This window comes from Vibrio sp. Isolate33, assembly GCF_022397895.1.
Taxonomy (GTDB): Bacteria; Pseudomonadota; Gammaproteobacteria; order Enterobacterales; family Vibrionaceae; genus Vibrio; species Vibrio pomeroyi.
Map to the genome: position 1 here is coordinate 217257 of NZ_JAKEUP010000001.1, position 26783 is coordinate 244039.

General features: G+C 43.2%; 21 protein-coding genes. 9 read left to right on the forward strand and 12 right to left on the reverse strand.

The window, feature by feature from the left end; all coding sequences use genetic code 11:
• Positions 1–10 precede the first annotated feature (10 nt).
• The 4 genes from L1D37_RS00955 to L1D37_RS00970 form a co-directional block, all read right to left on the reverse strand.
• The gene (locus L1D37_RS00955) at positions 11–919 is read right to left on the reverse strand and encodes a DMT family transporter (protein ID WP_239846546.1); all 909 of its coding nucleotides are present in this window, start codon (positions 917–919) and stop codon (positions 11–13) included.
• Between the two features lie 30 nt (positions 920–949).
• The gene (locus L1D37_RS00960; protein WP_239846547.1) at positions 950–2644 is read right to left on the reverse strand and encodes an SgrR family transcriptional regulator; all 1695 of its coding nucleotides are present in this window, start codon (positions 2642–2644) and stop codon (positions 950–952) included.
• 164 nt (positions 2645–2808) lie between these two features.
• The gene (locus L1D37_RS00965; RefSeq protein WP_239846548.1) at positions 2809–3042 is read right to left on the reverse strand and encodes a DUF3389 domain-containing protein; all 234 of its coding nucleotides are present in this window, start codon (positions 3040–3042) and stop codon (positions 2809–2811) included.
• Between the two features lie 88 nt (positions 3043–3130).
• Positions 3131–3556, reverse strand: coding sequence for a hotdog fold thioesterase (locus L1D37_RS00970; protein ID WP_017074330.1), 426 nt, complete (start codon positions 3554–3556; stop codon positions 3131–3133).
• 139 nt (positions 3557–3695) lie between these two features.
• Between L1D37_RS00970 and L1D37_RS00975 the strand changes: the two genes are divergently transcribed.
• Positions 3696–4484: a M48 family metallopeptidase gene (locus L1D37_RS00975; protein ID WP_239846549.1), complete on the forward strand. Its 789-nt coding sequence runs from the start codon at positions 3696–3698 to the stop codon at positions 4482–4484.
• 129 nt (positions 4485–4613) lie between these two features.
• Here L1D37_RS00975 and L1D37_RS00980 read toward each other — a convergent pair whose 3' ends face one another.
• Positions 4614–5696 carry a site-2 protease family protein gene (locus L1D37_RS00980; protein WP_239846550.1) on the reverse strand — a complete coding sequence of 361 codons (1083 nt, stop codon included), beginning with the start codon at positions 5694–5696 and terminating at the stop codon, positions 4614–4616.
• Positions 5697–6054: 358 nt separating this feature from the next.
• On the opposite strand from L1D37_RS00980, the gene L1D37_RS00985 reads away from it, so the two are divergent.
• The 3 genes from L1D37_RS00985 to L1D37_RS00995 all read left to right on the forward strand — a co-directional run bounded on the left by L1D37_RS00985 (position 6055) and on the right by L1D37_RS00995 (position 10542).
• The gene (locus tag L1D37_RS00985; protein WP_102352236.1) at positions 6055–7314 is read left to right on the forward strand and encodes an outer membrane protein transport protein; all 1260 of its coding nucleotides are present in this window, start codon (positions 6055–6057) and stop codon (positions 7312–7314) included.
• A 13-nt stretch (positions 7315–7327) separates the two neighbouring features.
• A complete protein-coding gene (locus L1D37_RS00990; protein ID WP_239846551.1) occupies positions 7328–9763 on the forward strand; it encodes a VolA/Pla-1 family phospholipase in 2436 nt (811 codons plus the stop codon).
• 221 nt (positions 9764–9984) lie between these two features.
• Complete coding sequence (locus tag L1D37_RS00995; RefSeq protein ID WP_239846552.1) at positions 9985–10542, forward strand: PhnA domain-containing protein; 558 nt, start codon at positions 9985–9987, stop codon at positions 10540–10542.
• Between the two features lie 83 nt (positions 10543–10625).
• Here L1D37_RS00995 and L1D37_RS01000 read toward each other — a convergent pair whose 3' ends face one another.
• The 7 genes from L1D37_RS01000 to aspT form a co-directional block, all read right to left on the reverse strand.
• The gene (locus L1D37_RS01000) at positions 10626–11777 is read right to left on the reverse strand and encodes a BamA/TamA family outer membrane protein (RefSeq protein WP_239846553.1); all 1152 of its coding nucleotides are present in this window, start codon (positions 11775–11777) and stop codon (positions 10626–10628) included.
• 309 nt (positions 11778–12086) lie between these two features.
• Complete coding sequence (locus L1D37_RS01005) at positions 12087–13001, reverse strand: LysR family transcriptional regulator (protein WP_239846554.1); 915 nt, start codon at positions 12999–13001, stop codon at positions 12087–12089.
• Between the two features lie 158 nt (positions 13002–13159).
• Positions 13160–13585 carry a hypothetical protein gene (locus tag L1D37_RS01010; RefSeq protein ID WP_239846555.1) on the reverse strand — a complete coding sequence of 142 codons (426 nt, stop codon included), beginning with the start codon at positions 13583–13585 and terminating at the stop codon, positions 13160–13162.
• Positions 13586–13601: 16 nt separating this feature from the next.
• A complete protein-coding gene (locus L1D37_RS01015) occupies positions 13602–14774 on the reverse strand; it encodes a patatin-like phospholipase family protein (RefSeq protein ID WP_239846870.1) in 1173 nt (390 codons plus the stop codon).
• Positions 14775–14999: 225 nt separating this feature from the next.
• Positions 15000–15857: a pyridoxal kinase PdxY gene (gene pdxY, locus L1D37_RS01020; RefSeq protein WP_239846556.1), complete on the reverse strand. Its 858-nt coding sequence runs from the start codon at positions 15855–15857 to the stop codon at positions 15000–15002.
• Between the two features lie 201 nt (positions 15858–16058).
• Positions 16059–17657, reverse strand: a complete 1599-nt coding sequence (locus tag L1D37_RS01025; protein WP_239846557.1) for a bifunctional aspartate transaminase/aspartate 4-decarboxylase — start codon at positions 17655–17657, stop codon at positions 16059–16061.
• Positions 17658–17809: 152 nt separating this feature from the next.
• Positions 17810–19525, reverse strand: coding sequence for an aspartate-alanine antiporter (gene aspT, locus L1D37_RS01030; protein ID WP_239846558.1), 1716 nt, complete (start codon positions 19523–19525; stop codon positions 17810–17812).
• A gap of 472 nt (positions 19526–19997) precedes the next feature.
• On the opposite strand from aspT, the gene L1D37_RS01035 reads away from it, so the two are divergent.
• The 5 genes from L1D37_RS01035 to L1D37_RS01055 all read left to right on the forward strand — a co-directional run bounded on the left by L1D37_RS01035 (position 19998) and on the right by L1D37_RS01055 (position 26775).
• Complete coding sequence (locus tag L1D37_RS01035; RefSeq protein ID WP_010429574.1) at positions 19998–20210, forward strand: DUF1656 domain-containing protein; 213 nt, start codon at positions 19998–20000, stop codon at positions 20208–20210.
• Positions 20211–20220: 10 nt separating this feature from the next.
• Complete coding sequence (locus tag L1D37_RS01040) at positions 20221–21087, forward strand: HlyD family secretion protein (protein ID WP_239846559.1); 867 nt, start codon at positions 20221–20223, stop codon at positions 21085–21087.
• A 9-nt stretch (positions 21088–21096) separates the two neighbouring features.
• Entirely contained in the window at positions 21097–22452 is a 1356-nt protein-coding gene (locus L1D37_RS01045; protein ID WP_239846560.1) for an FUSC family protein, read from the forward strand.
• Between the two features lie 326 nt (positions 22453–22778).
• On the forward strand, positions 22779–24437 hold the full coding sequence (locus L1D37_RS01050; RefSeq protein WP_239846561.1) for a hypothetical protein: 1659 nt from the start codon (positions 22779–22781) through the stop codon (positions 24435–24437).
• 130 nt (positions 24438–24567) lie between these two features.
• Positions 24568–26775: a carboxylesterase family protein gene (locus L1D37_RS01055; protein ID WP_239846562.1), complete on the forward strand. Its 2208-nt coding sequence runs from the start codon at positions 24568–24570 to the stop codon at positions 26773–26775.
• The last annotated feature ends 8 nt before the right edge of the window (positions 26776–26783 follow it).

The window sequence follows — 26783 nt, forward strand, 5'->3', positions numbered from 1 at the left end:
ATTGAACTCTTTATTTCTTAAGTTTAGGGGCGACAAGAACCAAGCTTATCCCCAGTAAAATGACGGTCGAAGAGATAACAAATTGCATGGTGACCGGTTCAGATAACAGTAAGACACCACCAAGTGTTGCGATAACTGGAACAGAGAGCTGTGCAATGGATGCAACCACGGTGTTTAGTTTCTTCACAACGTAATACCACAAGCTATAGCCGACTCCAGAAGCTACCGCTCCCGACAATACTGCGTAGATCAAACCTTGCTCGGTTATGGATATTTGTGCCGTGACGCTCGGAATGAAAGCTAGAAGACTTAACAACGCAAGAATGACTAACGAACCAAAACCAAAATTGGCCGTAGTCGATTGAAGTGCGTTCTTAGATTTCTTGCCTGCCAGTGTGTAAACGCCCCACCCAACTCCAGCTAATACCATTAATATGATGGAGATTAGATCTGGTGAGCTTGTTGCGCCCGTCGGCATGAGCAAATAAACAAGCCCTGTAACAGACAATAAACAGCCACCCCATTCAATCGACGACATTCTGTTGCCAGCGAATAGGTGTGCAGCAATCATGGTGAACTGAACCGCAACAAACAGTACCAAAGCTCCAAGCCCTGCACCTAATGTGAGGTAAGCAAACGAGAAGCCAAACATGTAAACCAGTAGAGCCAATATCGCGGTTAAATCGAGCTCAGAGCGAATCTTAGTATACATAGAAGTGTTACCTTCTACTTTGTCTTGTTTGCGTTTAGCGTTTGAAGATAAGGTCAATAAAATCAACAGTGTGAGTGCACCGGATAAGATACGTATGACCGAAAAACTCAAAGGATCAATCGTTTGATCCATTAAAGCCCAACGACACAATACTGAATTGGCAGCAAATGCCACCAGCGTAATGAATGTGATAATCACGGTTTGCATTGTGTTGTCCTAATCGAGTTATCTTCAGTTTCAATCAACTTCTGGTTTTACCCAAACTTGGCTAAAATCGAACCATCCGAGTGCATTACACTTAGCGTTTTGCAGCGTACCGCATTGGTCTTTATTGACGCCTAACCAACAGTGAAACATTGGGATCAATTGGTTGCTTTGTACCAGCTGCTTGCCAAGTTGTCTTGCTGGGAACTGCTCAAACTCACCGGACCGCCAACGATCTATCATGTGGCACCATTGATCGAAGTCTTCTGCTGGGCTCGATTCATCCAGAAAGCTGTAATCCATCAACCAACCGGCCAGTGCATCGTCTCTGTTGTTGGCAATCCCCATCGGGTTGATCCAAATATCGACATCATCAGCGTGTGGCGGATCGGTTTCGTAACCAAATAGCTCAACATCGACATTGTACTGCTTCAACACAGTGACAATCGCTTTTGCAAGGGTTGGAAACATCGGGTGCTGGCATTGATACGCCAATTTGATACTTGGTTTAACACTTGCTGGTGGACAAACAGGCACCTTTAACTTGATGTCATACCAACCGGGTTTAATTCCGTAAGCATGGAGTACACCCAAGTCGATAACGGTCTCTTTAGGGATATGCACAAACAAATCAGACGCATTCAACGCGTTCGAAAGAAACTCAGCCCAAGCTGGATCTTGTGCGATACCCTTCTTTCTATTCAATAGTAAATATGTACAACCCGGATCAAGCTCTACTTCGTCATCGCTATCACCACGGTCTGCCATTATCGGCTTAGAAAGGCTTGGGTAAACCATCGACGAATAGGCTTCATCAACCACCCAAACTTCCACACGATCGATCAGCGGTCTAAAACCAAAGTATCCATTGAAAGCCGTTAACACGAGTTGTTTTTCGTCATTCTTTTCAATGCGATAAGGGCCTGTACCAATTGGGCGAATATCGTAATCTTCTCCACGTAAAATCATTGGTAGAGTGACTTTTGCGACTGATTCGGTTAGCGCAAGTGGGAAGTATTTATCTGGGCGCGTTAAAAAGACATCAACCACGCAATTTGCCGGCGAAGACACGTCTTTAATATGCGAGAACATATTGAGCGGCTCGAGCAAAAGCAGCGTATCCACAACGTGGCTCGTTAACAACGGTTCACCATTATGGAAACGGACACCCGGCCTTAAGAAAAATCGCCATTGATGGTCGTTTATCTTTTGCCATGAATGCGCGAGATCAGGCTGCAGTTGATCGTTCTCATCCAAGCGAGTTAAGCCACTGAATACCTGACAAGCGATGTGTTGTTCAGAACGTCGCATCGATTTGGTTGGATTAAGCATCGAAAGCGGACGGTAGTAAGGTAAACGAATAACCTGTTCACCCTCTTGATACTGTACGCCCAAGTAGTTTTGAATCACTTGAGTAAGTTTGGCGGCATTTTGGTCAAGTACCGACAAGGCTTGACCAATTTTACCTTCTTCTAAGTAGCGGCGTGCTAGGTTTTCACTAACATCGCAACGATTCTGCTTAAAGATAAGTTGAGATAACTTACCGCGACCCGCTGCAGGTAACCACTCTACCCAGCCTTCTTCTTCGAGCTTGTTCAGTACCATTCTGGCATTACGACGTGTACAACAGAGCACATCCGTTATGTCATCAAGCTGAACATCAGAATCTTTGCCATCGAAGTATTCAAACAGGGTTTCAAATTGAACGCGAAGTCTTGGGCTACTCATAAAGAGGAAAACTTATTCAAAGGATATTAAATTCAGTTTCCCTATTTTATGAGTCAAAATCAATCGAACTTAATACTATTTTGCGAAGGGATTACGAATGTAGGTTGATTTAGTGCCTCTAATCGAGAGTTAAAAGCCAAAATAAACACAGTGATAACCGCTAATTACATCACATCACAGCCGATTTCATTGGCGATGTCACGAAGTTGCTGTTCGTTGTCTAGTTTAATCGACCATTTGCACTCAGAACCATTAGCCGAAATTACATTTGCCCCTTTTCCGATCAGCTGAATTGCATCAACTTGAGCTTGTAATGTGACTCTATGCTCTCCATCCAAACGAACAACCAACTCATGCGCGGTTGCGACGACTTTTCCACTTTTAAACGTTATGACCATGGATTTCTCTAACTAAAATAACAGTGTGTAAATGAGGTTTAATAAGGTGTAGCTAGGATGACTACTGCGCCTCAACTTGATTAATGAACTAACGTTTGTGCTTCTTCACTGCAATGGTCAAACGGCTTGTACAAACCAAGCGTTGACGTTCATCAGTGATGTTTATCTGCCATACTTGAGTAGATACGCCAAGGTGAATAGGCTCAGCGGTGCCAATAACGTGCCCTTCACGCATAGAACGAACGTGGTTAGCGTTGATGTCTAGCCCTACGCAATAGTATCCATCGGGTACGCAAAAGTTTGCAGCGAGTGAGCCAAGTGTTTCTGCTAGAACCACCGATGCGCCGCCGTGAAGCATGCCCAGTGGTTGGTGCGTGAAATGACAAACTGGCATGGTTGCCACCAAGGAATTATCGTTAACCTCGGTGTAAACGATATTGAGGTGCTCAATTAAGGTATTTTTTGAGGTCGCGTTGAAGGTGTCTAGGTCAACGGGCTTTTTCCAAATACTCATGTGGGGTCCTTAATTATTGATCTTGTTATCGCCTGCATAGTTTTTTCTATACTACTGGCTGTTAGTTATCTTACAGCCCTTAGTTATTACGCAAGTTGATGTTAACATGCATAAAAACCGAATACACAGAGGATATTGTATGACGTCATGGACGAAGTTTGCCTCGCTTCTCACTCTTGCAGGCCTAACTGCGTGTAGCGCTTCCCCGACAGGAAGAAACCAACTGCTGCTTTTTTCAGATCAAGATATGTCTCAGCTTGGGGCACAGTCTTTCGAACAAATGAAGAAAGAGCAACCCATCAGTAAAGATGCAAAAACCAACGCGTATGTTCAGTGCGTAGCGAACAGTATTACTCAACACATTCCTAAGCAAGGATTTAGTGAATGGGAAGTAGTGGTTTTTGATAGCGACCAAGTGAACGCGTTCGCTCTGCCAGGCGGAAAAATTGGCGTCTACACGGGTTTACTCAATGTTGCAGTAAACCAAGATCAACTGGCAACGGTTATCGGACATGAAGTGGCGCACGTTCTTGCTGACCACAGTAACGAACGCCTATCACAATCACAACTCGCCAATACAGGTTTGTCGATCACCAGTGTTGCTCTAGGCTCATCAGAATACAAACAGTATCAAGGCATGACCATGGCCGCATTAGGCTTGGGTGTTCAATATGGTGTAATTCTGCCTTATGGTCGAACTCAAGAATCTGAAGCTGACATTGTCGGCCTAGAGTACATGGCGAAAGCTGGGTTCGATCCAAACCAGAGTGTTGATTTATGGAAGAACATGGCGAAAGCATCAGGCGGCAGTCAACCACCAGAATTGCTTTCGACACACCCTTCTCACAGTACCCGTATTAAAGATCTGCAAACTAAGATCACGACACTGCCTCAATCGAACGTTGCTAAACCAAATTGCAAAATTTGATTTGACGAACGTACAAGTTAGAACCGCAGATATTAAAACGCCCTATCCAAATGGTTAGGGCGTTTTTCGTTTTGTTTGTATTGGGTGACCCTGCGCTTTATGAACCAGTCACTCAGTTATAGATATGCGTTAAGTGCCTAGAATCTGTAACGGTAGGCTCAGTAATTGGTCGCCGGTTGAAGCGAAGTACCAGATAACACCGATCAATCCCGTTACTAAGCCCACATACCAAAGGAAGGATACAATTTGGCCGTATCTGTCTAATGGCAATAAATGGCTATGATGACGGCCTCTCCATTCGAACAGAATCTCGACACTACCCATGATCAATAAGAAACCAAACAGGGTTAAGTTCAATTGGTAACTCAACACGACACCTGCTACGGCTGCAGCGACACACAGTACAATGCCCAACACGCTGTTCATCGAAAAACTGATACTTTTCAACACGTGGCCACCATCGAGTGGCAAAATCGGCAGCAAATTGAATAGGTTCAGCAAAGCGTTAAACACGGCAAGACCAGCGAAAAACATCTCACCAGTTGCCCAATACAAAACCGTAAATATCAACGACAGTATCAGACCAAACAGTGGTCCCATGATCGAGATAACCACATCTTGCCATCGAGTATTAATCTTTTCGTCTGAAAGCGCTAATCCGCCAAGGAACGGAATTAAGTAGATCCCTTTTGTCTTCATCCCAAAGTACTTCATCGCTCTGATATGACCGTACTCATGGAACATTAGACAAGCGATCAAGGCTAATGCGAACTGAATAGAAAACAGCCATGAATATGCCGCTAAACTGGCAGAAGCAAGCACAACTTTTATTAACTTAGCACTCTTCAGCGCTTTCATTCCGAGTGACACCAAACCAATCAAACTAAAACGTTTTTCAGGCTTAGGTGCTACAACCGGTGTTTGCTGTTCGATATCTTTAGTGCTGCGATTTCCTTCGGTAATGGTTTGCCCATTAACCGATGCTTTATATGTCATCTCAAAGGGTTGCCATTGAACCGAAGACTCAACGTGACACTGCAATGTTTCTTCACCAGAACGAAGCGTAAATGTGTGTGTTCTCACATCGTCGTCTTCTGAAGTCGCATCCAGTTGAGACACTAACGTGTTGTCCCAAAACAACTGCTGCCACCCTGCCATTGATCCTTCTAAACGAAGCGGTTTACCAAGAAACTCTATCGCGAGTAATTCCAAACTAAAAATTCCAATTTAATGACTATCAAAATGAGTCGATATTATGCCGATTTAGCGAATGGCGGTAAACAGAAACAAAGTTGTTACATATTGAGCTATTGAACACTATTTATACCGTAACGATGCATAAACACTCTGGTCACACCTCCAACCACAAATAAATCATTGATTACGTTTATATTATTGATGTTAAAGTGCCGCCCCTTTAAAACATAACCTCACAAAATAACAACTCTTTCTTTGACTTTATATAAAACATGAATTTAACATGCCATTTACATTAGAGCTTCAACAACAAAAATGCTCAGTGTGTTTTCAAAACATAATAACGAAATTCGATGCCCTAGGAGGGTCAAGGATGAAAACAATACAACGCTCTCTCGTTTCACTTTCAGTACTATTTGCATGTAACTCACTTGCAGCTGGTTTCCAAGTTGCTGAGCATTCTGCCTCAGGTCTTGGTCGTGCCTTTTCAGGTGAAGGTGCAGTAGCTGATAACGCGAGTGTACTAGCGAGAAACCCCGCCGCAATGACCCTATTTGATACAGCACAGTTTTCAGGCGCGGTTTCTATCGTTGATCCCGAGGTAGATATCACTCAAAACAATGTCCCAGGCTCTGGCGGTCAAAGCCAAGTCTCGAAAGATGTTGCACCTTTGCAAGTGGTTCCGGCTGCTTACTACATCAGCCCAATCAATGACAAATGGGCATGGGGCATTGGTATGTTCTCTAACTATGGAGTTGCTACCGATTACCCAGACGATATTTATGCGGGTGATCTTGCCGGTGATACTTCACTTGTGTCAGTGAACCTGAACCCGAATGTGGCGTATCGAATTAATGACCAATTCAGTGTTGGTGCTGGTGCAAACCTTGTTTACGCAGAGGCAGAACTTAATCGTCACCAGGGTTCTATATCAAACATCACTGGCGATCCTGCTTCTACCAAACTGATTAGCATGACAGGTGAAACCTTTGCGTTTGGCTGGAACGTAGGCGCGTTATATGAACTGAATGAAAACAATCGATTCTCTATCGCATATCGTTCAGAGGTTGACCTAGATTTTGATGATGGCGACTTCAGCGATTACACAGGTAGCATCGTCCAAGGGAGTGCAACGACCACAACAGGTCGTCTAAAAATTACATTACCTTCGATCATTGAGATTTCAGCTTTCCATCAACTCACCGATCAATGGGCTATCCATTACGGCTGGCAACAAACGGGTTGGAGTAGCTTTAAAGAGCTCAAAGCGACGAGCTCAGATTGCGCAAATGGCGAGTGCTTTAAAAAGACCGAAGATTACGACGACAATAACCGTTACTCACTAGGTGCTACTTACCAATTGAACCAAGCATGGACATTAAGAGCAGGTCTTGCTTATGACGAACAAGCAGGTGAAGCGACGTTGAGTATTCCTGATAGCGACCGTTTCTGGTATAGCGCAGGTTTGACTTACCAATACAGCCCTAACCTATCTATTGATGCCGGTTTTGCCCTTGTACAAAGCAAAGATGGTGATTTCACAGAAACGAACGAACTTGGCCAAGAGCTTGAGTTCTCTGGTGACGCAGTTGCCTACCTTTCTGCAATTCAAATGAACTACACCTTCAACTAAACGGACTTAAAACATGAAAAAGTTATTTAATGTTTCGCTGCTTGCGTCAGCTATGTTTCTTGCTGGTTGTGGTGATGACACATCGAGCTCGGGTGCTTCAACAACGATTCAATATGAGCAATATATTCAAGATTCACTTGCACAAGCAACGAGCATCAAGTTTCAACTAACCGGTGCTGATATTGCAGTTCCTCTTCCTAGCTTCGCATTAATGGATACTACCGATGGGACGCTTGGCTTACCGACTGGCGGTGACGACTCACTAACCAACCCTATTGCCGCAATGAATACAATGGATGGCTGGTCAACTTCAATGCCAATCATCATGGACTTTGAAGGTACTGGCTTAGCTGACGGCGTAGCTACTGGTGGGGTTTACCTATTAAAGCTTAGTGGTTCGCTGACTTCAGACACAGCACCAAGTGTTACTGGCGTATTGACTTTAGGCGTTGATTTCAACGTTCTATCTAGTGCCTCAACTGATACCTTCACAATTGTGTTCAATGATTCCTTAGATGCTTCAAGTGAATACGTGTTGGCGCTATCAAATGAACTCACGGATGTTAATGGTGATCCTGTTGGCATGTCGGCAAGTTATGCTGCACTGAAATCTAGTGCGGTGACGTACACCGAAGGTAGCCTAGCTCAAGCACAACAAGTAACTCAAGGTGTTGAAAAGATCTTTGCTGGAGCGACGGCTGCTGGTGCTATTAACCTTGATACTGAAAACATCATTTATTCGACGTGGTTTACGACTGAGTCTGTCGGTGACTCCCTTTTCGCTACCAAGGCGGCAACGGCAACAGGATTGGCTACAGCAAACCTGAATAGCGTTTGGACAGGGAGCGCAAACCCTAACTCTGTTGATCTGTCGACAGCTTATGCGATGCAGTTTGGTGCTACAGAATTGTTCAAAACAGCGCTAGCAAACGATACTGACTTTGATCAGTATGTTGCCGGCGGCGACGCGACAACTATCGCAACCTTGAAAGGCGCGATAAATGGCTTGTATGGCGGGACAGACAACGTAGATGTGACTCAAGGTTTTGTTCAACTACCTTATTATCTAGAAACAAGTGCTACTGAATGGAACTCACAGCCATTCGAATCGGGTATGCCTAGCTTAGCCAAAGTTTCAAATGCTTTGAGTGATGCTAACGAGCAAGCTAACATGGCTGCTCAATTAGTTGCCGCAGGTATCGATACTAGTGTATTAGCGACGGACCAAACAGAACAGCTCAAACTGGTTGGCCTAAACCTTACTCTAGCAGATGGCTCACCGCTTGATAGCGAGAGAGTCGTTACGAAATATTCACCAGTCCCTCAAGTTAAGTTATTAGAATCTGTAGAGTTTTTGTTATTTACACCTAATGGTGCGGATCCTACTGATGTGGTTATTTACCAACACGGTATAACCTCTGCTAAAGAAAATGCTTATGCGTTCGCTTACAACTTGGCGAGAGCTGGCGTTGCTGTTATCGCGATTGACTTACCAATACATGGTACGCGCAGTCTAGATGATACCCGTTCAGCAAATGCAGATGTGTTGGCTTATTTGAATCTCGCTAACCTGCCTGTAGCTCGCGACAACGTTCGTCAAAGTGCGTTAGACGTAATGGGCTTAAGAGCTTCGTTAACCGCTTCTTTACAAGCAGGTTTACTTGCTAGTTCACCTTTGAAGGGATTTAACATCGCGACAGGCTCACAAGTTAAGTTTCTAGGTCATTCGTTAGGTGGAATTGTTGGAACAACTGCAGTTGCATCCTCTAACCGCACGTTAGGTAGTGCAACTGCGGATGCTCTCTATTCATTCAGTGCTGCCGCTATTGAAAACTCTGGCGGACAAATATCTAACCTTTTGTTGGGTTCACCATTCTTTGGCCCACAAGTTAAGCATAACGTTGCACTAGGTGCTTCTACTGAATACGCAAGTTTCGCTAGTGGCAACTGTACAGGGTTAACAGATCAAGTTTGTTACAACACGTTTTATGATCATGCGACTGAGACACAAAAAGCAGCAATGACCGCAGCATTTCAACAGTTTGCGTATGCGGCACAAACCGTGTTAGATACCATTGACCCTTACACAAATGCTGATTACTTGCTAGCAGCTTCTACTCAGATGCCTATTTATATGGGGCAAGCACAAGACGACCAAACAGTGCCAAATACTGTTGCGGATGCACCTTTTGCTGGCACAACACCGCTTGCTACGAAACTTAGCCTAGAAGTGGTAGATGGAAATAATACAACACCAAATGGTACTAAAGACTTTGTTAAGTTTAGTGATGTGGCTTCGCACAGTACATTTGTCGCTCCTCAAGATGACACTACACCTATGCCACTAGATTTAAACCATCACATTAGCATGCAGACACAAGCGACAGATTTCTTGGTAAACAACGCTTTATCAGCAGGCTCAATTAATGGAGCAGTATTGGAACAATAACTCTTCCTTACTGAAACCAAATGCCAGCCTAACCGCTGGCATTTTTGTTTCTATGACTGCCCAACCTTCCCTAGTTAACCGTTTGCATAAAACTTTAAAACACAAATGGTTGATCTCAGCTAAAATTAATCAAGACAGAATACCGTACGACCTCTTTCTTTATTGTAAATAAAGTGGATAATAGCCCCGTAAATTTAATACCTAATAAATGTGAGTCCATTATGTCTTCTGAAGCTACTATGCTAGAACGCTGCCAATCTAAATGTGAACTATGTGGTTCTGATTCTTCTCTTACTGCATACGCAGTGCCGCCACACAGCCACGTAACAGTGGATCACGGCATCATGGTATGTGACAAATGTCTTGGTGAGATTGACGCTCCTAAAGATATCAACCACTGGCGTTGTCTAACTGACAGCATGTGGAGTCAAGAAGCGCCAGTTCAAGTAACTGCATGGCGTCAACTTACTCGTCTGAACACTGAAAGCTGGGCTCAAGACGCGCTAGACATGATGTACCTTGAAGAAGAAACGTCAGTTTGGGCACAAATCGGTATGTCTGCTGATGACAAACCTCTTGACGTGAACGGCGTTGAACTTAAGAAAGGTGACGACGTAACAGTGATCAAAGACCTACCAATCAAAGGTACTAACCAAGTGATTAAGCAAGGTACTGTTATCCGTGGTATCAGCGTTGGTGATGATCCTAAGCTTGTTTCTGGTAAAACAAACGGCGGTCAATCAATGTACGTAATCGCTGAGTTCTGCCGTAAGAAGTAATCTTACTGTAGTAAGTGATAACAAATTAAAAAGGCGCTGACTAGCGCCTTTTTTCTTGGGAAAAATTCAAGTTTTGGGTTGTTTTAAAAACCACTACCGATATTAAAATAGATAGCGCGTTCTTCATGGCTTTGCGCGTAGTCCATTCCAAGGTGTAAACCGTAACGTCTTGCGATTTGGTATCGAAACCCCACACCTCCTGCATTCACGGTATTATCGTGACTTATACTGCTATCTTGTTTTGCAGTTCCAGAACCGTAGAACCCTGAAACCTTCCAACGATGGTTAATGCTATACGTCAATTGACCTTGGATTGTTTCAATCTCATCACCTTGATAACGGTAAGACGACACACCACGCAAAGACACATACGGTTTTGCTGTGGGCGATACAAACAGATCTTGCTGTTCGAAATTTTGATAGTTTGCGGCCAAACCTAATGTCCATTTATTGGTAATTGGGATATAGGCTTCCCCTTCAATATTCAAATTACGGTAATTGTAGTCACTACCAATCGCATCATCATAAATCATGTAATCCGCGGACAACTTATAGCCTTTGGTTGGATAAAATAAGTTATCTCGCGTGTCATATTCAGCTTCTAGTCCTAAGCCTGATGTGACCGATTCATTGCCCAAAAGTTTATCTAAAAGTGTATTCTCAAATTCAATCTCAGACTTTGCTAGTAATTGTTTTATACCTAACATCCAAGGCGTATTGCCGACTCTAAACTGTACCTTTTGAGACAGTACCGCAACGGAGGTCGATGTGCCTATTCTTATGTCTTGGTCAATCGGCGCCCAATTGATGGATGTATACAAATCCAAATTCGCAACACCGAAGCCACCACCACCTGTATAACGGATGGAGTCATTCATCCATGAACGTCTGTGACCACCAAAAACAAACCAAGTCTCGTTTTCTGTACCCACTGCGCCAACCACTGACATGGCAGAAGGAACAAGCTGCGCACCACCATCAATAGCAGATAGCGCTGCCTGCTTTCGTTGTCGCTTCTCTTCATCGGTCTCGTGCAAGAACAAGCCAGCTACACCACCACCGTAGCCGACTGCTGGTTCGGTAATTAAAATGGGAATAGGCAAAAAACCATGGGCATTTTCTGCAAGGTGATGCCCCATATCAAATTGACCATCAACAGGATCGTAAAACGATGCTAAAGAAGAAGTGGTAAACAGAGAGCAGGAAAGAAGAACAAAGCCGCCGCAGCGAGTCATAAGATTGGCCTCATAAAAAAGGCCGGGTAATGAAACCCGGCCGAAAGTCTGCGTCCTTGCAATAAACATAGAAATTAACACTTATTGCCAATAAAGGGGGGCCTTAATCGACAGGACTAGAATAGGCCAAACGGTGGTATTGCCCTACTCTCATATAGAGGGTCAAACCCATCAAAACATGACCTTTACTAACGAAATAAGGCTCAATTTTCGGATACAAAAAAAGGCTCTGAGTGAGCCTTTTGGGGAAATAACTGTTTAAGTAACGGTAAACAATCAATACATATAAACCATTCAAATAAACACAAGTTATGGTCGGTAGTTACTGATTAATCGCTCTCGGTATTCTGAAATCACTGAAGTCAAAGAGCCCTTGATATCACTGACCTGTTTCGAATGAGGACACCACAATGCGAAGCCAAATTTGAACCCTTCAAATAACTCTGCTGCTTGAATAGGTTCAATTTCGTGTTGAGAAAACTCTGGGTCAGAGAAAAATGATTTAGGTAAAAGTGCCCAACCCAAGCCTTCTTCCACCATTTTGATCACCAACGCGAGTTGATCGATCTCTTCGTGGTCTGAACTTACAACGATTTTTTCCGACATCCCTTCTTCAATCAGAGATCTCAGTACAAACTGTTTCGAGTTTCTTAAAGCAACCAGTACGTCTTCTTTGTCTAAATTAGTAAATTCACCGCCCTTTTGTACGAACGGATAGAATTCAATATGACCTAAAAAGGTGGCGTCTAAACTGTGCATCGCACGGCTATCGTGAACATTCACCAAACCAAAGTGATACTCACCGTCCTGTATTCCTTGCTTGATCGCTTTCTTATTACGAACCAGAAAGTTAACTCGCATCATTGGGAAATCACGTTTGAGCTGCTTTCGAATATCGACAAGGACACGTTGAGGAATCACGCTCGAATACGCGATAGTAATGTTTTCTAATCCCCCATAAGAGAGGCTCAACGCAACCTTGTCGAAGGTGCGTGCTTGCTCAATGGTTTGCTTGGCATAGTGATAAAGAAGATGCCCGTCTTCTGTGGGTTCTACCGAGCGACCGACTCTTTCAAAAAGGTTTACCGCGAGCTGGTCTTCGAGGTTTGTAATTACCTGACCGATTGTCGTTCTGTGCTTGTTGAGCTTAACAGCAGCTTTACTGAAAGAGAGCTGGTCATAAACGGTAACGAACGCGAGAAGTTGTTCAATGCTGAAATTCATTTTGTTGTGCTTACTTTTAGTCGTTATGTATTTAAATTATCACAGGTTGACGAAATATCTACTTTGTTAGAATAATAATAGTGAAATGAATTCGTCTGTTTGAAATAAAAAAACCTACTTAAGTCAGTAGGTTCCATCATTAATGCGTAACGAATAACTTAAATGTACTCGATCACTCGAGCTAGGTAGTTGAAGTCGCCTGAGTCACCGTGGTAATTGCGGTAAACATCGACACTGAAGTATCTAGGCTGATCCGCTTGAATGTGTTCAGCAATACGTTGCTCAATCGACTCTAGAGTTTCACCCGTTTGCGAGTAAATGTATTTCTTGGTGCTCTTTTGAAGCTGGCGTTGCTTGGCTTCTTTATGTGTGACGTAATTGTTCACCTCAACCCACTGACCAATGTAATCAATCGCCACGTAGTCTGAATTCTCTTCGACCATGATCAACGCCGCTTCTTGCTGAACGTCGGCCAGTTGTAGCATGTCGTTATCGACTTTTTGCTGGTCCATTGAGGTTGCGTTTTGTGCCATTGCAGCGCTAGACGTTGCTAAGATAAGTAGCGTTAATGCTGTTCTTTTCATTTTATAATGTTCCTAATTAAGGCAATTCGGTTACCCAAGGTTTGCCTTGAGTTGCTTTGTGATAACCATATTCGTATATGGTTAATAGGTAATGTTCATCAAACATGTCTTTGGTTCGTTTGGCGTAACCAAAGTCGTGCTCGATGTAAGTAAATTGCATATCGATGTTGTTGATTTCACTGATGTATTTCATTCGATATAAGTCACCTCGCGTTTGTGCAAGCGTCAGGCTTGAGACACTCTTTGCTACCAAATCGAGCCCCTTATCTTTCAGCGAGTGATACGGGGCTTTTAGCGCGCCATTTCGTATAACATCAAGCTGTGGTGGTGTTTCTAACCCAAGTGCGTCTGAGATCTGTTGATAGTCGAAGTTAGATGGATTGAAGAACACTTGAGTCGCTAAACCTCCATCGACGTGCAGTTCTTCAAAGATTTCACCTTCATGCTCTACATCGATGAACTGTGGCGGGAACACACCAGGAATAGATGCACTTGCGGCCAACACTTTATATATGAGCTCAGACTTATCTGGCATGTCGCTATTTGCTATTGCACCTACATTCCAAATGACAAGCTCACCAGAATCAAAATGAGTGCTACCAATAAACAGACGCTTACCGCTACGATGTTGTGCTGCGATTTGCTCAATCATCGGTTCTGGGAAAGCTTCAGCAATAAACTGATACAAGTTTTCGCCATCGGTAAAAGCATCTTTAAAGACAGTGTTCAAAAAATTCTTTTTACCGAGTACGGATTTATCGTTTATGTTCAACATCACGTCCTTCATCTTAGAGAACGCATCTCCTCCGATGAACACAAACGGTGCCATTAAAGCGCCTGCGCTGATCCCAGTTACTATCGAGTAATCTTTCAGCTGGCCTGATTCTTCAAGCCCAATCAAGATACCGGCACCAAAGGCTCCGTTGGCACCACCTCCCGACAAGGCCAAGATGTTCAATTGGTCGCCTGACACGGTAATCGGCGTGGTTTGATCGGCTGGAGAGTATAAGAAGTCTGGCGACTCACTAGCCCAAATACGCAATGGCTCAGAGACTGATGATGCATCTTCTACAGTGACTTCTTTGTAATTGTCTTTGTTTACGCGTACGTCTAGCGTGTGAGGTGAACTACAAGCCACTACCAGGAATGACAAAGCAACGGTAAGACCCGAAGAGATTAGACGGTTCATATTTAGGCTCATTTAGTGCTCTCTAAAGTGATTCAGAGACTCTGTTTAATAAATAAGAAAACTAAAAAACAGAGAGGTTAATAAATAGGGATAAAGTGAAGTCCATCTCTTTGTGGTCGTAATATAGCTAGTATCCGGCTTAACTCGTAATCTCGTTTGTAGGACGCTATCCATCGAATAGTCGCTCTTCTTAGACGACCTTAACCACTGTTGGAGTTAATCGCTCTAGCCTATTTTGACCACGTTGAAATCGTGGGTAGGCTCTACAAATTCATACTGTGCATTAATGGTTTGTAACTCCCAAGTGCCATAGCTCTTAGTCAGCTCCAACACACCATAAACCGCGTTGTTTGCATGACGGAATGCAGCCACCGGTGACATTCTTTTCATTAATCCCGCTGCAAATAGTCCGGAGATAAGGTCGCCAACACCAACTGGCTGTTTATCAAATTCGATATTCGGGCGCTGGGCTAAATAGCATGCTTTTTTCGTTGCGAGGATCATGCTGAACGCATCATCGGGTAAAGAGTGCAAATGCTTCACGAGCACCATTTTAGGCCCAAGTTCCAGTGCCTTCTTACAGGCTGTAACCGCATCATAAAGCGAGTGGATTTTGGTATCGGTCAATTCGCTCAACTCAAATTGGTTAGGCACGATGACATCAGCTATGGGCAGCAAATGTTGGGCAATAGCCGCTTTAACGCCATCATCAACAATGCAACCTTTATCTGGGTCGCCCATTACAGGGTCACAAATGTAGAGTGCGCTGTGGTTCTTTTCTTTGATGAGGTTAACCGCCTCGGCGACCGCTTTGCATTGGTCTGCACTTCCTTGATAACCCGAAAGGATCGCGCCACAGTCTTTCAATGCACTGATATTGTCTAAGCCTCGAATTAAGCTTCGAATATCATCTGAACTAAATGTCTTTCCTGTCCAACCTTGCTCATATTGAGTGTGATTCGAGAACTGAACAGTATGGATTGGCCACACATCGAGTCCCATTCTTTGGATTGGAAAAACCACAGAGCTGTTGCCTGCATGGCCATAAACCACGTGAGATTGAATAGAAATAATACTTTTCATACGCCGCTCTTCTGATTTTGTCGGAATGAATTTCGCTTGGATTTGGCGACTAAATAAACACAACGATTGCATCCAATAGATAGCTACTTGAACACTGTGCTTATTTGGTCGGAATAGCCTCGACATCGCCGAGGCTTATTCTTAGTGATTTGAACATCGTTAGCTTAAAATCATGAATTCGATTCTAAGCCTGATTAGAACTTATGCGCCTTGGAACTCAGCGAAGTGCTCGTCCAACACCTTGCGAGTTGCGCGGCCAATCAGTTCGTACTCATGGTGAGTCAGGTTAGCTAGCGATACACGAACAGAAGCGTGTACTACATCGAAGCCTTTGCCAGGAAGCAAGATAACACCAGTTTCATGTGCAAGTCGGAACAAGAAGTCTTTGCCCTTCTCGTTCGCTTTGAACCATTCAACGAAAGCTGGTCCGTACAATTTGCCGCCCAAAGTGTCGAGCTCAAGCAGTGTGTAATAGTCCACACGATCTTTGTTTTCTTCAATTTCGACACCCATGTTTTTGTACAACGTTTTGTAACGCTCGCGAATAATGCGTTTGCACGCTTCTTTGTAGTTTTGCTCTGAATCCATTAGGCAGTTCAATGAGAACAATGCCATCTGAACTTGTTGTGGTAGTGAAAGACCTGCAGTGTGGTTTAGTGCAACACTGCGGCTATCTGCAACAATACGGTCGATGAATTTAATACCGCGTGGTTCTGGATCTAACGTTTTGTATCGACCATCCAGTTCCAGTTGACGAGATTCTGGTAGGCTGCGCATTGCATCATCGAACACGTTGTTGTGTTGAATCGCAATTGAGCCAAGGCGCCAGCCTGTCGCACCGAAGTACTTAGAGAATGAGTAAACACAAAGCGTGTTGTATGGAAGTTTGGCAAACAGAGAAACGAAATCGTCTGCGAATGTGCCGTACACATCATCGGTGATGATGAACAGATCACTACGTTGTGTGTTGACGAAATCTGATAGGTTATTCAGAGTCTCATCAGAGAACTTCACTGATGCTGGGTTTGCTGGGTTTACCACACACAGCAGTTTAATGTCTTTGTCTTCAAGTTTTTCGATTTCAGACATAGGTAACTGCCATGTTGTCTCATCCAAACGAAGTTCTACAATCTCAAGTTCGTATTCTGAAAGCTCAGGGATTTCTAAGTAAGGTGTGAAGATTGGTGTGATTAGCGCAACCTTATCGCCTTTCTTTAGTAGACCGTTGTGAAACATGGTTTGGAACGTGTACGTCATTGATGCCGTACCACCTTCCGTTGCAAACAGATCGAAATCTGTCGTCATTGGCATTGGGCCGTACATCTCTTCTGCAATGTATTGTTTTACAACGCTTTCGATATTCGTCAGCATGCGTGGTGGTACTGGGTAATTACATGCTAAGTACGCATTAACAAGCTCATTTAAGAACACTTGCTTCTCGATACCTAAGCGGTCTTTTGCGTAGCTCAGCGCTTTTTCAATGAACTGAACACCTGGGTTCTGTTGATTACTGTTTGCGTAAGAATCAAAACGCTCAACAATACCAACACCATCTGGAATGCCGCCAAAGCTACCGTCTAAATATGAGTATGTACGCTCCGCTTCCATTACTGCGAATTCACCTAAACGAATAAATGCTTTACGTGGCAGTGTTGCTAGGAAGTTTGGGTTACCACGTCCTGCATCTAATAAAGCACGGTCTGGCACTGTTTGCGCGACTTCAATTAATTTGTCTTTTAATTCAAATGGGCTTAAATCAGCGAATTTTGAAAAGTCGATAGTAGTATTTTGTGTAGTCATGATATTTACCTAATAATTTAATCTTAAACACTTCTAATTAAATAATGTGTTTTACTTAAGCGTGATTATTCAGGCCTACCCTTTTTTTGATTGGGTAGGTCTGTTAATAATCTGATAATTGATTTAAATCTATAATGAGTTCGCGGTTTTAATTACATACCCGCATTAACGGTAATAATGCCGACGATAATTGGTCCCCATAGCGTCAGTAACACGTTGGCTACTGCGTAAGTCACAGTGAAAGAGAATACTGGCGTTGCATTGCCTGTTTTTTCCATCAATGCTGCGAATGCTGGGTTTGCACTTCGACCACCAGTCACACAACCTAACGCTTCTACTGGGTTCTTGATCTTCAATACAAAGTACGAGAAAAAGAATGAAATAATCTGTGGAATGATGGTAACCGCCATACCCAAGAACAGAAGCGACATACCATGTTCTTTTATGGTATCAACTGCTTGAGGGCCAGCTTCTAGGCCAACGATGCCAACAAACGCTGCTAAACCAAAGTCACGAATGAAGTTTGCTGCACCCGCTGGGAATTGAGCCACATGTGGGTTTCGGCTACGTAACCAGCCAACAAGCAAGCCAGAGATCAAACAACCTGCACCAGATCCGATCGTTACTGGAATACCTGCAATCTTGAAGCTGATTAGGCCGATAAGTAGGCCCAACACCATACCGAAACCCAGTACGATGAAGTCAGTCATAGTCGCAGAACCCATGCGCTTACCGATGTGTTTTTCAACTCGGTTGATGTCTTGTGCGGTACCCGTTAACTGGATAACATCGTTCTTCTCAACAATCAGGTCTTCGGTAATAGCCACTGAAGTACCAGCACGCATGTAGTCTGTAACATACACACCACGGAACGAACGTTGATTTGAGCTATCTTTGATCTCTCTTAGCGAACGACCAATCAGTTTGCGATTGTCAGCGATAAGTTGACGATTTTCTTCAATAACTTCATAGCTTTCCGGTAATGCGACTTCATTACTTTGCACCTTGCTCTGTAGCTCATGAACCGCATTTCTACGGCCGGTAACCACAACAAGGTCGCCCGCTTTAAGTGCTGTGAACTTGTCTGCACTCAGCTCTTTTCCGTCGCGTTCAATAAGTTCGATACACGCGGCTAGTGATGATTGGTTCAATTGCGCTAATGTTTTACCAACAAGTTGGTCGTCGTTAGTCACTTTGAAAGCACGCGTAACTAAAGCCGTGACTGCGTTAAATTCGCCGTCCGCTAAATCACGTTTACCGTTAGAGTTTTTCTCTTCTAGTGCGATAGCTTCAGATCGGATATCCCACTTCATCAACGTTGGGAATACCCAGGTCACCATCAAGATTGGACCTAATGAACCAAAGATATATGTTACCGCGTAACCAACCGCTACGTTTGTTTGCATCAGGTGTTTGGCTTCTTCAGATACGCCGCCTAAACGTGCAATCGCATCACCTGCAGTACCAATGATCGCAGATTGAGTTAAGCCACCAGCCGCTAGACCTGCAGCTGTACCTCTATCTAGGTCAAATAACCACGCAGCGGCAAGTACACACAATAAACCTGAAACCGTCATCACAACCGCAGAGAGCAGAATGTTGATGGTTCTGAAGTTAAGTGCTTTAAAGAATTGTGCACCGCCTTGATAACCCACAGCATAAATAAAGAGCGCAAAGAAAATACTTTTTACGCCGGGATCAATCTGAACACCAAATTGCCCAATAATTACGCCCATTAATAATGTTCCGGCTACTCCGCCTAAAACAAATCGGCCGATAGTAATTTTACCAACCATATAACCCAATGAGAGTGTAATAAATAGTGCGACAAATGGTGCCATGTCAAACAGATTAGAAATAATGTCCATGACAAATTTACTCTTGTTGCTAAATATAAGGAGTAAATAATCTAACGAATAACTTAATAATGATATTTGTTGGATTATTCAAAATAAATAAAGCATCTCGTTGCTTCGAACCGAATATTAAGAACAAAAGGTTTTATTATGTAATCCCATTTGATGGATCAAATCATCACTTTAACTGTTTGTAAGGTTATTGGAGTTCAAATCTACATCTGAAGTCACTGTTTTAAATAGATTTATCTTAAAACAGCAAAAGTAGATAATTTTCGAAATCAATTTCAATTAAGTGTTTTCACTTCAAGAACGACAACCTACCTACCCTTGTTTTACTGGCTTACGGCTCTCAACAAAGAGGCAATTAGCATAATCACCGAATAAAGTTGGATTTTGATGGATCCGATCCTCTATAAGCGATTATCACAATAAATCGAACTCCGTTATCGTTGCATTCATCAAACAAATAGAGAACAGAACCATGAACACAATGCCACATGAGCTTGTGTGGGGTGAAGTCTACTTCCCACCGCTGTTATTGGTTATCGCACTGGCTTACATACTGACAATGCTAACAGGGTCAATCGCGACACGGTTTGGCCTTCATAAGTACGTCGCCTTTCCTGCAATAGCAGAACTGAGCTTGATCGTGATTTTTACTGGCGCTATCGGCCATTTTATTACCATTTTTTGAGGCACTTACTGTGATCAAACGTTATCTCATCACACTTTTATTATTGGCTGCTGCGTGCACTGTGGTTTATAGCTATTACCAGTCGTACTCAAGTAACCCATGGACCAGAGACGGACAAGTCAGCGCTTATATCGTCTCGATTACACCTCGAGTCACGGGTCAAGTCATTGAAGTGCATGTCGAAGACAACTCGAAGGTAAAAAAAGGCGATCTTCTTTTTGAGATCGATCCGAGTATTTACAAGGCGACCTACAGAAAAGCACTTGCGACTCAAAAACAAGCATTTGCCCTACTCGCCAAAGCCAAAAACGAAGAGCAACGCGCGTTGAATTTAGAGAAAAGAACGCCCGGTGCCGTGCCCGTGCTGACACTAAACAACTTGAACAACGCGGTAGAAACCAGCGCCGCAAATGTCGAACTGGCAAAAGCGAACGTAGAAGAAGCACATCTCAACCTTGAGTACACCAAGGTATATGCGCCTACTAACGGCTATATCACCAATCTGAACCTACGTGTGGGCTCTCAAGTTGTCGCGAATTCACCTGTGGTTGCGCTAATTGATGAAGATAGCTTCTGGATCGAAGGTTATTTCAAAGAGACTGATTTAGTCGGTGTCGATGCTCAGGACACTGCCTATGTGACCTTAATGATGCACAACAATGTTCAACTAGAAGGCCATATCAAAAGTATTGGTTTTGGTATCGCGAAGCAAGACGGCAGCACAGGTAATGATTTATTGCCAAACGTGAACCCAAACTTCCAATGGATACGTTTAGCTCAGCGCATCCCTATCAAAGTTAAGTTGGACAAAATACCAGAAGACGTACAACTGCGTGTTGGTATGACTGCCTCGATCAAAATAATCAAAAATAGCTAGGTGATTCTTATGTTCACTGCATCGACTAAAGACGCGATTAAAGCCGCACTCTCTATCGTTATCGCAATCTGCCTAGCGTTGTGGTTTGGTTGGGAAAAACCGTATTGGGCGGCGATAGCCGTTGCAGTGATGGCATTGAACGAGAGTTTCGCCCATTCAATAAATAAAGGCCATAACCGGTTAATGGGAACCTTGTTAGGGACCGGTTATGCCTTTTTCCTTATCGCCATGTTTTCTCAAGATCGCTTCTTGTTTCTAACATTTTTCACCCTGTTCCTTGGGGTATGTATCTTCATGTCGAGCGACGAGAAATACGGTTATATCTTTTCAATAGGATTCGCCGTGTGTTCGATTGTTGCTTGTATGGGCGGGTTTGATAGCCAAACCACCTTTCACTTTGCTGTACTTCGACTTCAAGAAACACTATTAGGGGTTGTTGTGTTCTCTATTGTGTATCGCATCGTGTGGCCTGTGAATACTGAACTCAACTTTGTACAACGTTTCGAAACCAGTAAACAAGCATTGTTAGATGCGATGGAAAATACAGACAACATCGACATTGCCGCACTTGAAATCAATACCGCAAATATTGATAAGCTGTATCAACTTTTAGATCTGCCACTGACCGGAAGTTACCACCTTAAAGAGAACATCCAAACATGGCGCTTGCGTATCGATGAAATGGCACATATCCAAGATACATTACTCAAACAAATTAACAGCGAATCAGACTTAGATATCCAGTGGGCAGTTCTTACTCACAACTTGAAGACGTTCGATGTATTAACACCAGATCAATCTCTTGTTGAGGGTGAACTCAATGTCATGGGCGCTCATAAAGACGTGTCTTGGCATCATGCTCATCGGACGTTTGTTGAACATTTGAATGAAGATGGGCGAAAAGTGCTGCAAGGCGTGTCGATGTTTATCACATCGCTGTTCATTTGGATTTATCTTCCAGTTCCAGGTGGTTTCATATTTCCTATGTTAGCCGGTGTATTCTCTTCTATGGTGCCGACCATGCCACCAAGCGTTATTAAGGATGCTTTTTATGGTGTGTTGGGTACAGGGTCGGTGATTCTGTTGCAATACATCTTTGTGATGCCATTAATGACAGAACTATGGGAGCTGGGGCTGTTCTACTTCCTTAACATTATGGTGATATGGAAAGTGTTCGCGACACCTAAGCTCATGGTACATCGAATTTTGGGTATCAATTTGTTGGTTGTTCTTACATCTGGTGCGCTTAACCTCACTCCGGTTTATAGAATAGAAACGCCACTGTTGATGTTGGTGAATATCTTGATCATTTTAATGATCGCGAAGCTGTTTACTGATCTATTCAGAGTAAAAGTAACCGCTTAGAACTGGATGCAGTAAATCTCTCATAACAAAACGGCCTGCTAAGTATTTTTACTTCGCAGGCCGTTTTTGTCTCTATTGAAAATCATTATAAATCAGTTGATTAACGCTAATTATTGTTAAGTGAGGATAGCGTCCATCAAACGCGATTAACGCGATCTGCCACCTCCTCTTAAAATCCTCTCATTGATTGACGCAATGCATTTTTAGTCGCGACATTCACACTAGCAATCCTAACGGATAAATACATAACAACTGAACACGACGTTCAGTATTACATCGACTGTTTGAGTCTCGAAGGTTTGAGGCCACTCAGCGTGGAAACCGTCATGAGTTTTTTTGAAATACGCACCAGCGCCTGTAAGACCCATACTCTTTCTGTGTTAGCGAGCGCCCTATTACTTACCACACCCAATTTTGCGTCTGCAGCAGAAACCAAGACTTACAGCGAAGTCATGGAAAAAGGTCGAGCACTGTTTGACAAATATGGCATCAGTCATGATTTACCAAAGCTAGCAATCAGTTCACTCGTACAGGGCGAACACCTAGTTGAACACGCACATCGTACTCTGCAAATTGGTGATGAAGTTCGTGACTCAAGCGTCTATCTCGTTAAGAACACCGACACTAAAGGCAACATCGATCTTCGTATCAAATATAACCTAGAAGAACTGGATGATAACGAAAACCTGCTCGATGAGATAGAAGCATTCACACGTACCGAATATCGTTTACGTGACTATGCAGAAAGCTTTGATTCATCTTCGGTTCGCGTAAAAGAAATCGACGATAACAAAGTAATCATCAGCTTCGATTATTCGAAATATGGTCTCCCTCAAGACATCGCATATTTCCGTTTTTTGAATGTCGACATTGAATTAATCGACGGTGAACCAAAGCGCATGCTGATCAGCAATGAAAAGCCATTCAAGCACCATACCTACAAGGTAGAAAGCTATAAGCAAGAGATTGAGTTTCACTCTTTACCGACGGACAAGTTAGTCATCGCGAGAAAAACAACTGAAGTGGTTGGTACAACCAAGAATAAACCAATGAAGATGACGAGCATCGTCGAGCCAGTCGCGTTTTATGAAGAGGATAACGGCGTACAAGTGGTCAACGAAGCGAGGCTTCAAGAAGTATCAGATCCAAGAATGTTAGAAGCGAGCGTCAAGCTAGACCGTATCTTCCCGTTAATGGGCGATATGGTCCGGCGCCAAGGTATCGATTTACCCCTTCCATTCGGCGTATCAGTGGCTTATCGAAATCAAGACATGGATATTCCGATGACAGATTACGTGATTGGTGGAGTGCGCTTGAATGACTTATTTGACCCGGAAGACAGTGTTGCGACGGTCAAAGCGGAAAGTGTTTCGATACGCGGTGACGTAAATATCCTGCCATTCTGGAATGTATTCGGATACGTAGGAAAGGTAAACGTTGATGCGAACGTGGACGCCTCTTATACCGGCGCCGCAGGAGAATACTTAAAAGACAAGCTCAATGACCAATTTGATGGCGCTGGAGATCTGCTTTGTAGAGAGGTTTCGGCTCTGTGTAACCGTGGACGTTTAAATGTCCCATTGCACCTCGAATATGACTTGCGCGGTGTAGGTACAACATTGTCTGTTGGTTACAAAGAGTTCTTTGCTTCTGTTACTGGCACTTACTCACAAACCCGTCTTAAAGGACTAGACGATTGGGGCGATGGCATTGTCACGGTTCAACCCATGTTGGGTTACCAATTAGTCGATTATCGAGCTCAATTTTTCGTTGGTGCCGAATACCAAGGTTTAAATTCACGCATGCAAGGTACCGTAAAAACCGATGACATCGAATTTGATTATGACGTTGGTGTCGACATCGATCAGTGGGCATTCCTCACTGGCCTTAACAAACAGATCGGCAAGCATTACAACATGACTGTGTTGTACAACAAAGGTGAAACTCGTTCGGCTGTAACGCTGAATCTGGGTTACCGATTCTAGTCACCGAACTTTGATTACCAGCCTCGCACTTACAACCAGGTTGTTCTTAATAAGAAATTTTGTAGCTCTGTTATCTACACAGATGACGATTAAACAGACTACGCCGAATACTATTGTGGAAACTCTTTTTATGACTATTGCATACCGTTCAATGATCGCTCTTACAATTACTGCTGCCTTAGCAGGTTGCGATACTGATACTGCCCCTACTGTTCCATTACCAAACGAGCCAGAACCGTTAATGCCGGCACCTGCTAAATCATTTGATGCTCAAATCGGTGACGTAACGATTAAAGCGACCATAGAAGAACTAGTAATAAGTTCGAATACGGATGACGACAAACTGGCTTCTGTTGAATCTTTCAAAGGGATTCAATATGCCGAGGCTCAGCGCTTTGAGCACAGCAATATGCTGCCTTTATCAGATAATACAGATGAGTTTGAAGTTATTGACGCAACTCAATTTGGGTATGCATGTCCGCAAAATAAATCGACAAACTTTGGTTCAGGGCTTGAATTAGAACAAAGTGAAGACTGCTTGAACCTGAATATCTGGCGACCTGAAGGGACCACAGAGCAAGACGAGTGGCCGGTTTATGTCTTCATCCACGGCGGTGACTTCGAATACGGTACTGGTTCCAACCCGATGATTCATGGTGACACGGTTGTTGCACAAGGTGCAGATGAAGGTAATGAATTTATCGCGATCACCTTTAATTATCGTTTAGGCTTACTGGGGTCACGCTGGAAAAAAGGAACAGAAGGTATTGATTCAGAAGGAAACTTCAACGATGGCAACTATGGCATTGGTGATCAAAAGTCACTGCTAGAATGGGTACAAAAAAATATTGGTGATTTTGGCGGCAATGCAGACAAAGTTACCATTATGGGGCAAGGCGCAGGAGCTATGTCGATTGAAATTCTTCAGCATAAAATGACATTAGGCCAAATGGATGATTCACTGTTTGAGCGTGCAATCATGCAGAGCGCACCAACAGGTTTTGAATATCAAAGTTACAGTGCAGCAAAGTCACGCTATGACCTTATGGGTTTGGGTAACCTTCCGACAGATAAAGAGAATCAAGAAGAGCTCCAACAAATTACAGACCGACAATCTGATATAACAAACCCTATTTCCAAAATTGAAAAATGGTTACTTCGTAATGCCGGTGGCTTAGTCAATCACTTGATACCAGAAGAACCTGAACAAGAAGTCGGCGACGATACTGAGTTACCAGAATTACCCGAAGGTGTTCTAGATTATTTATTGGAACATTCTCTATTTATCTTAAATGCCGATAAAACACCAATGGCTGAACTAATGCCGTTTGCTCCTTACTTGGAATGTTATGAGACAAAACTACTTGGTAGCTGCAAAGACGGTAAAGGGGTGAGTCAACCTGCGATGTCGAGTTATCAAGTCCCGACAGTGACTGGGGTTAACTCTGGTGATTCAAACACCATCGCGATGTTGCCAAGTTTGACTTTCTTGATACCAACAATCTTGAAGAACTGGCCAAGCTCAGAACTGTATATGAATGAAAAGGACAGCGCTAATGAAATGTTGAAGTCATTACTGTCATCGTTTGCAAATGACTCAACTAAACAGCAAATGCAAAATGAACTTAATGATGCTCTGGAATCTCGTATCCAATCACAAGATGAGGATATAGAGCTTAACTTAACCGCTTACAATGCAGTTTCTCAACTATTCCTAGGCTTGGGTAACTTTGACCAAAATACCAAAACATTGGGCCTAACCGATTATTATGTAAATGATGAACTCGAGCTAGGCAATGCGATTGAAAATATGAGCCAATTTAAAACCATGCTTAACGACTTGTTATTCACTGGCCCTGCTCGAATGAAGGTTTCGAAACAGTCACTGGCTAGTACTAACAACATAAACACGTTCTACTATTTTGATTATAAACCAGGCTTTAATATCTGGACTTTTGAATGGACTGCTGAAGATAGAGACATCTTGGGTTTAATTAGATCAATCAGTTGTATCTCAGGTTCATGTAATGGATCAGAACTTCCATTTGTATTTAACAAAGCACTAAAAATGGATGGCTCAGGTACTCATCCAGGCTCTAAAGACAAACAGATGATGAATGAAATGTCTCGAGCTTGGTTTAACGGAACACTTTTTTCTGAAGAAAATAAATACGTTGAGAGCGAAGACAAAGTACTAGTTATTAACAAAGATGGTATCTCACTTTCAGATTTAGATTGGGATCAGACAACGAACGAGGGTCAAGATCCCAAATTGAGAAATGGACGACTTAATGGATTGGAGAATTTAGAACTAATGGCTCACTACCTACAGAATTAAACCCTAGT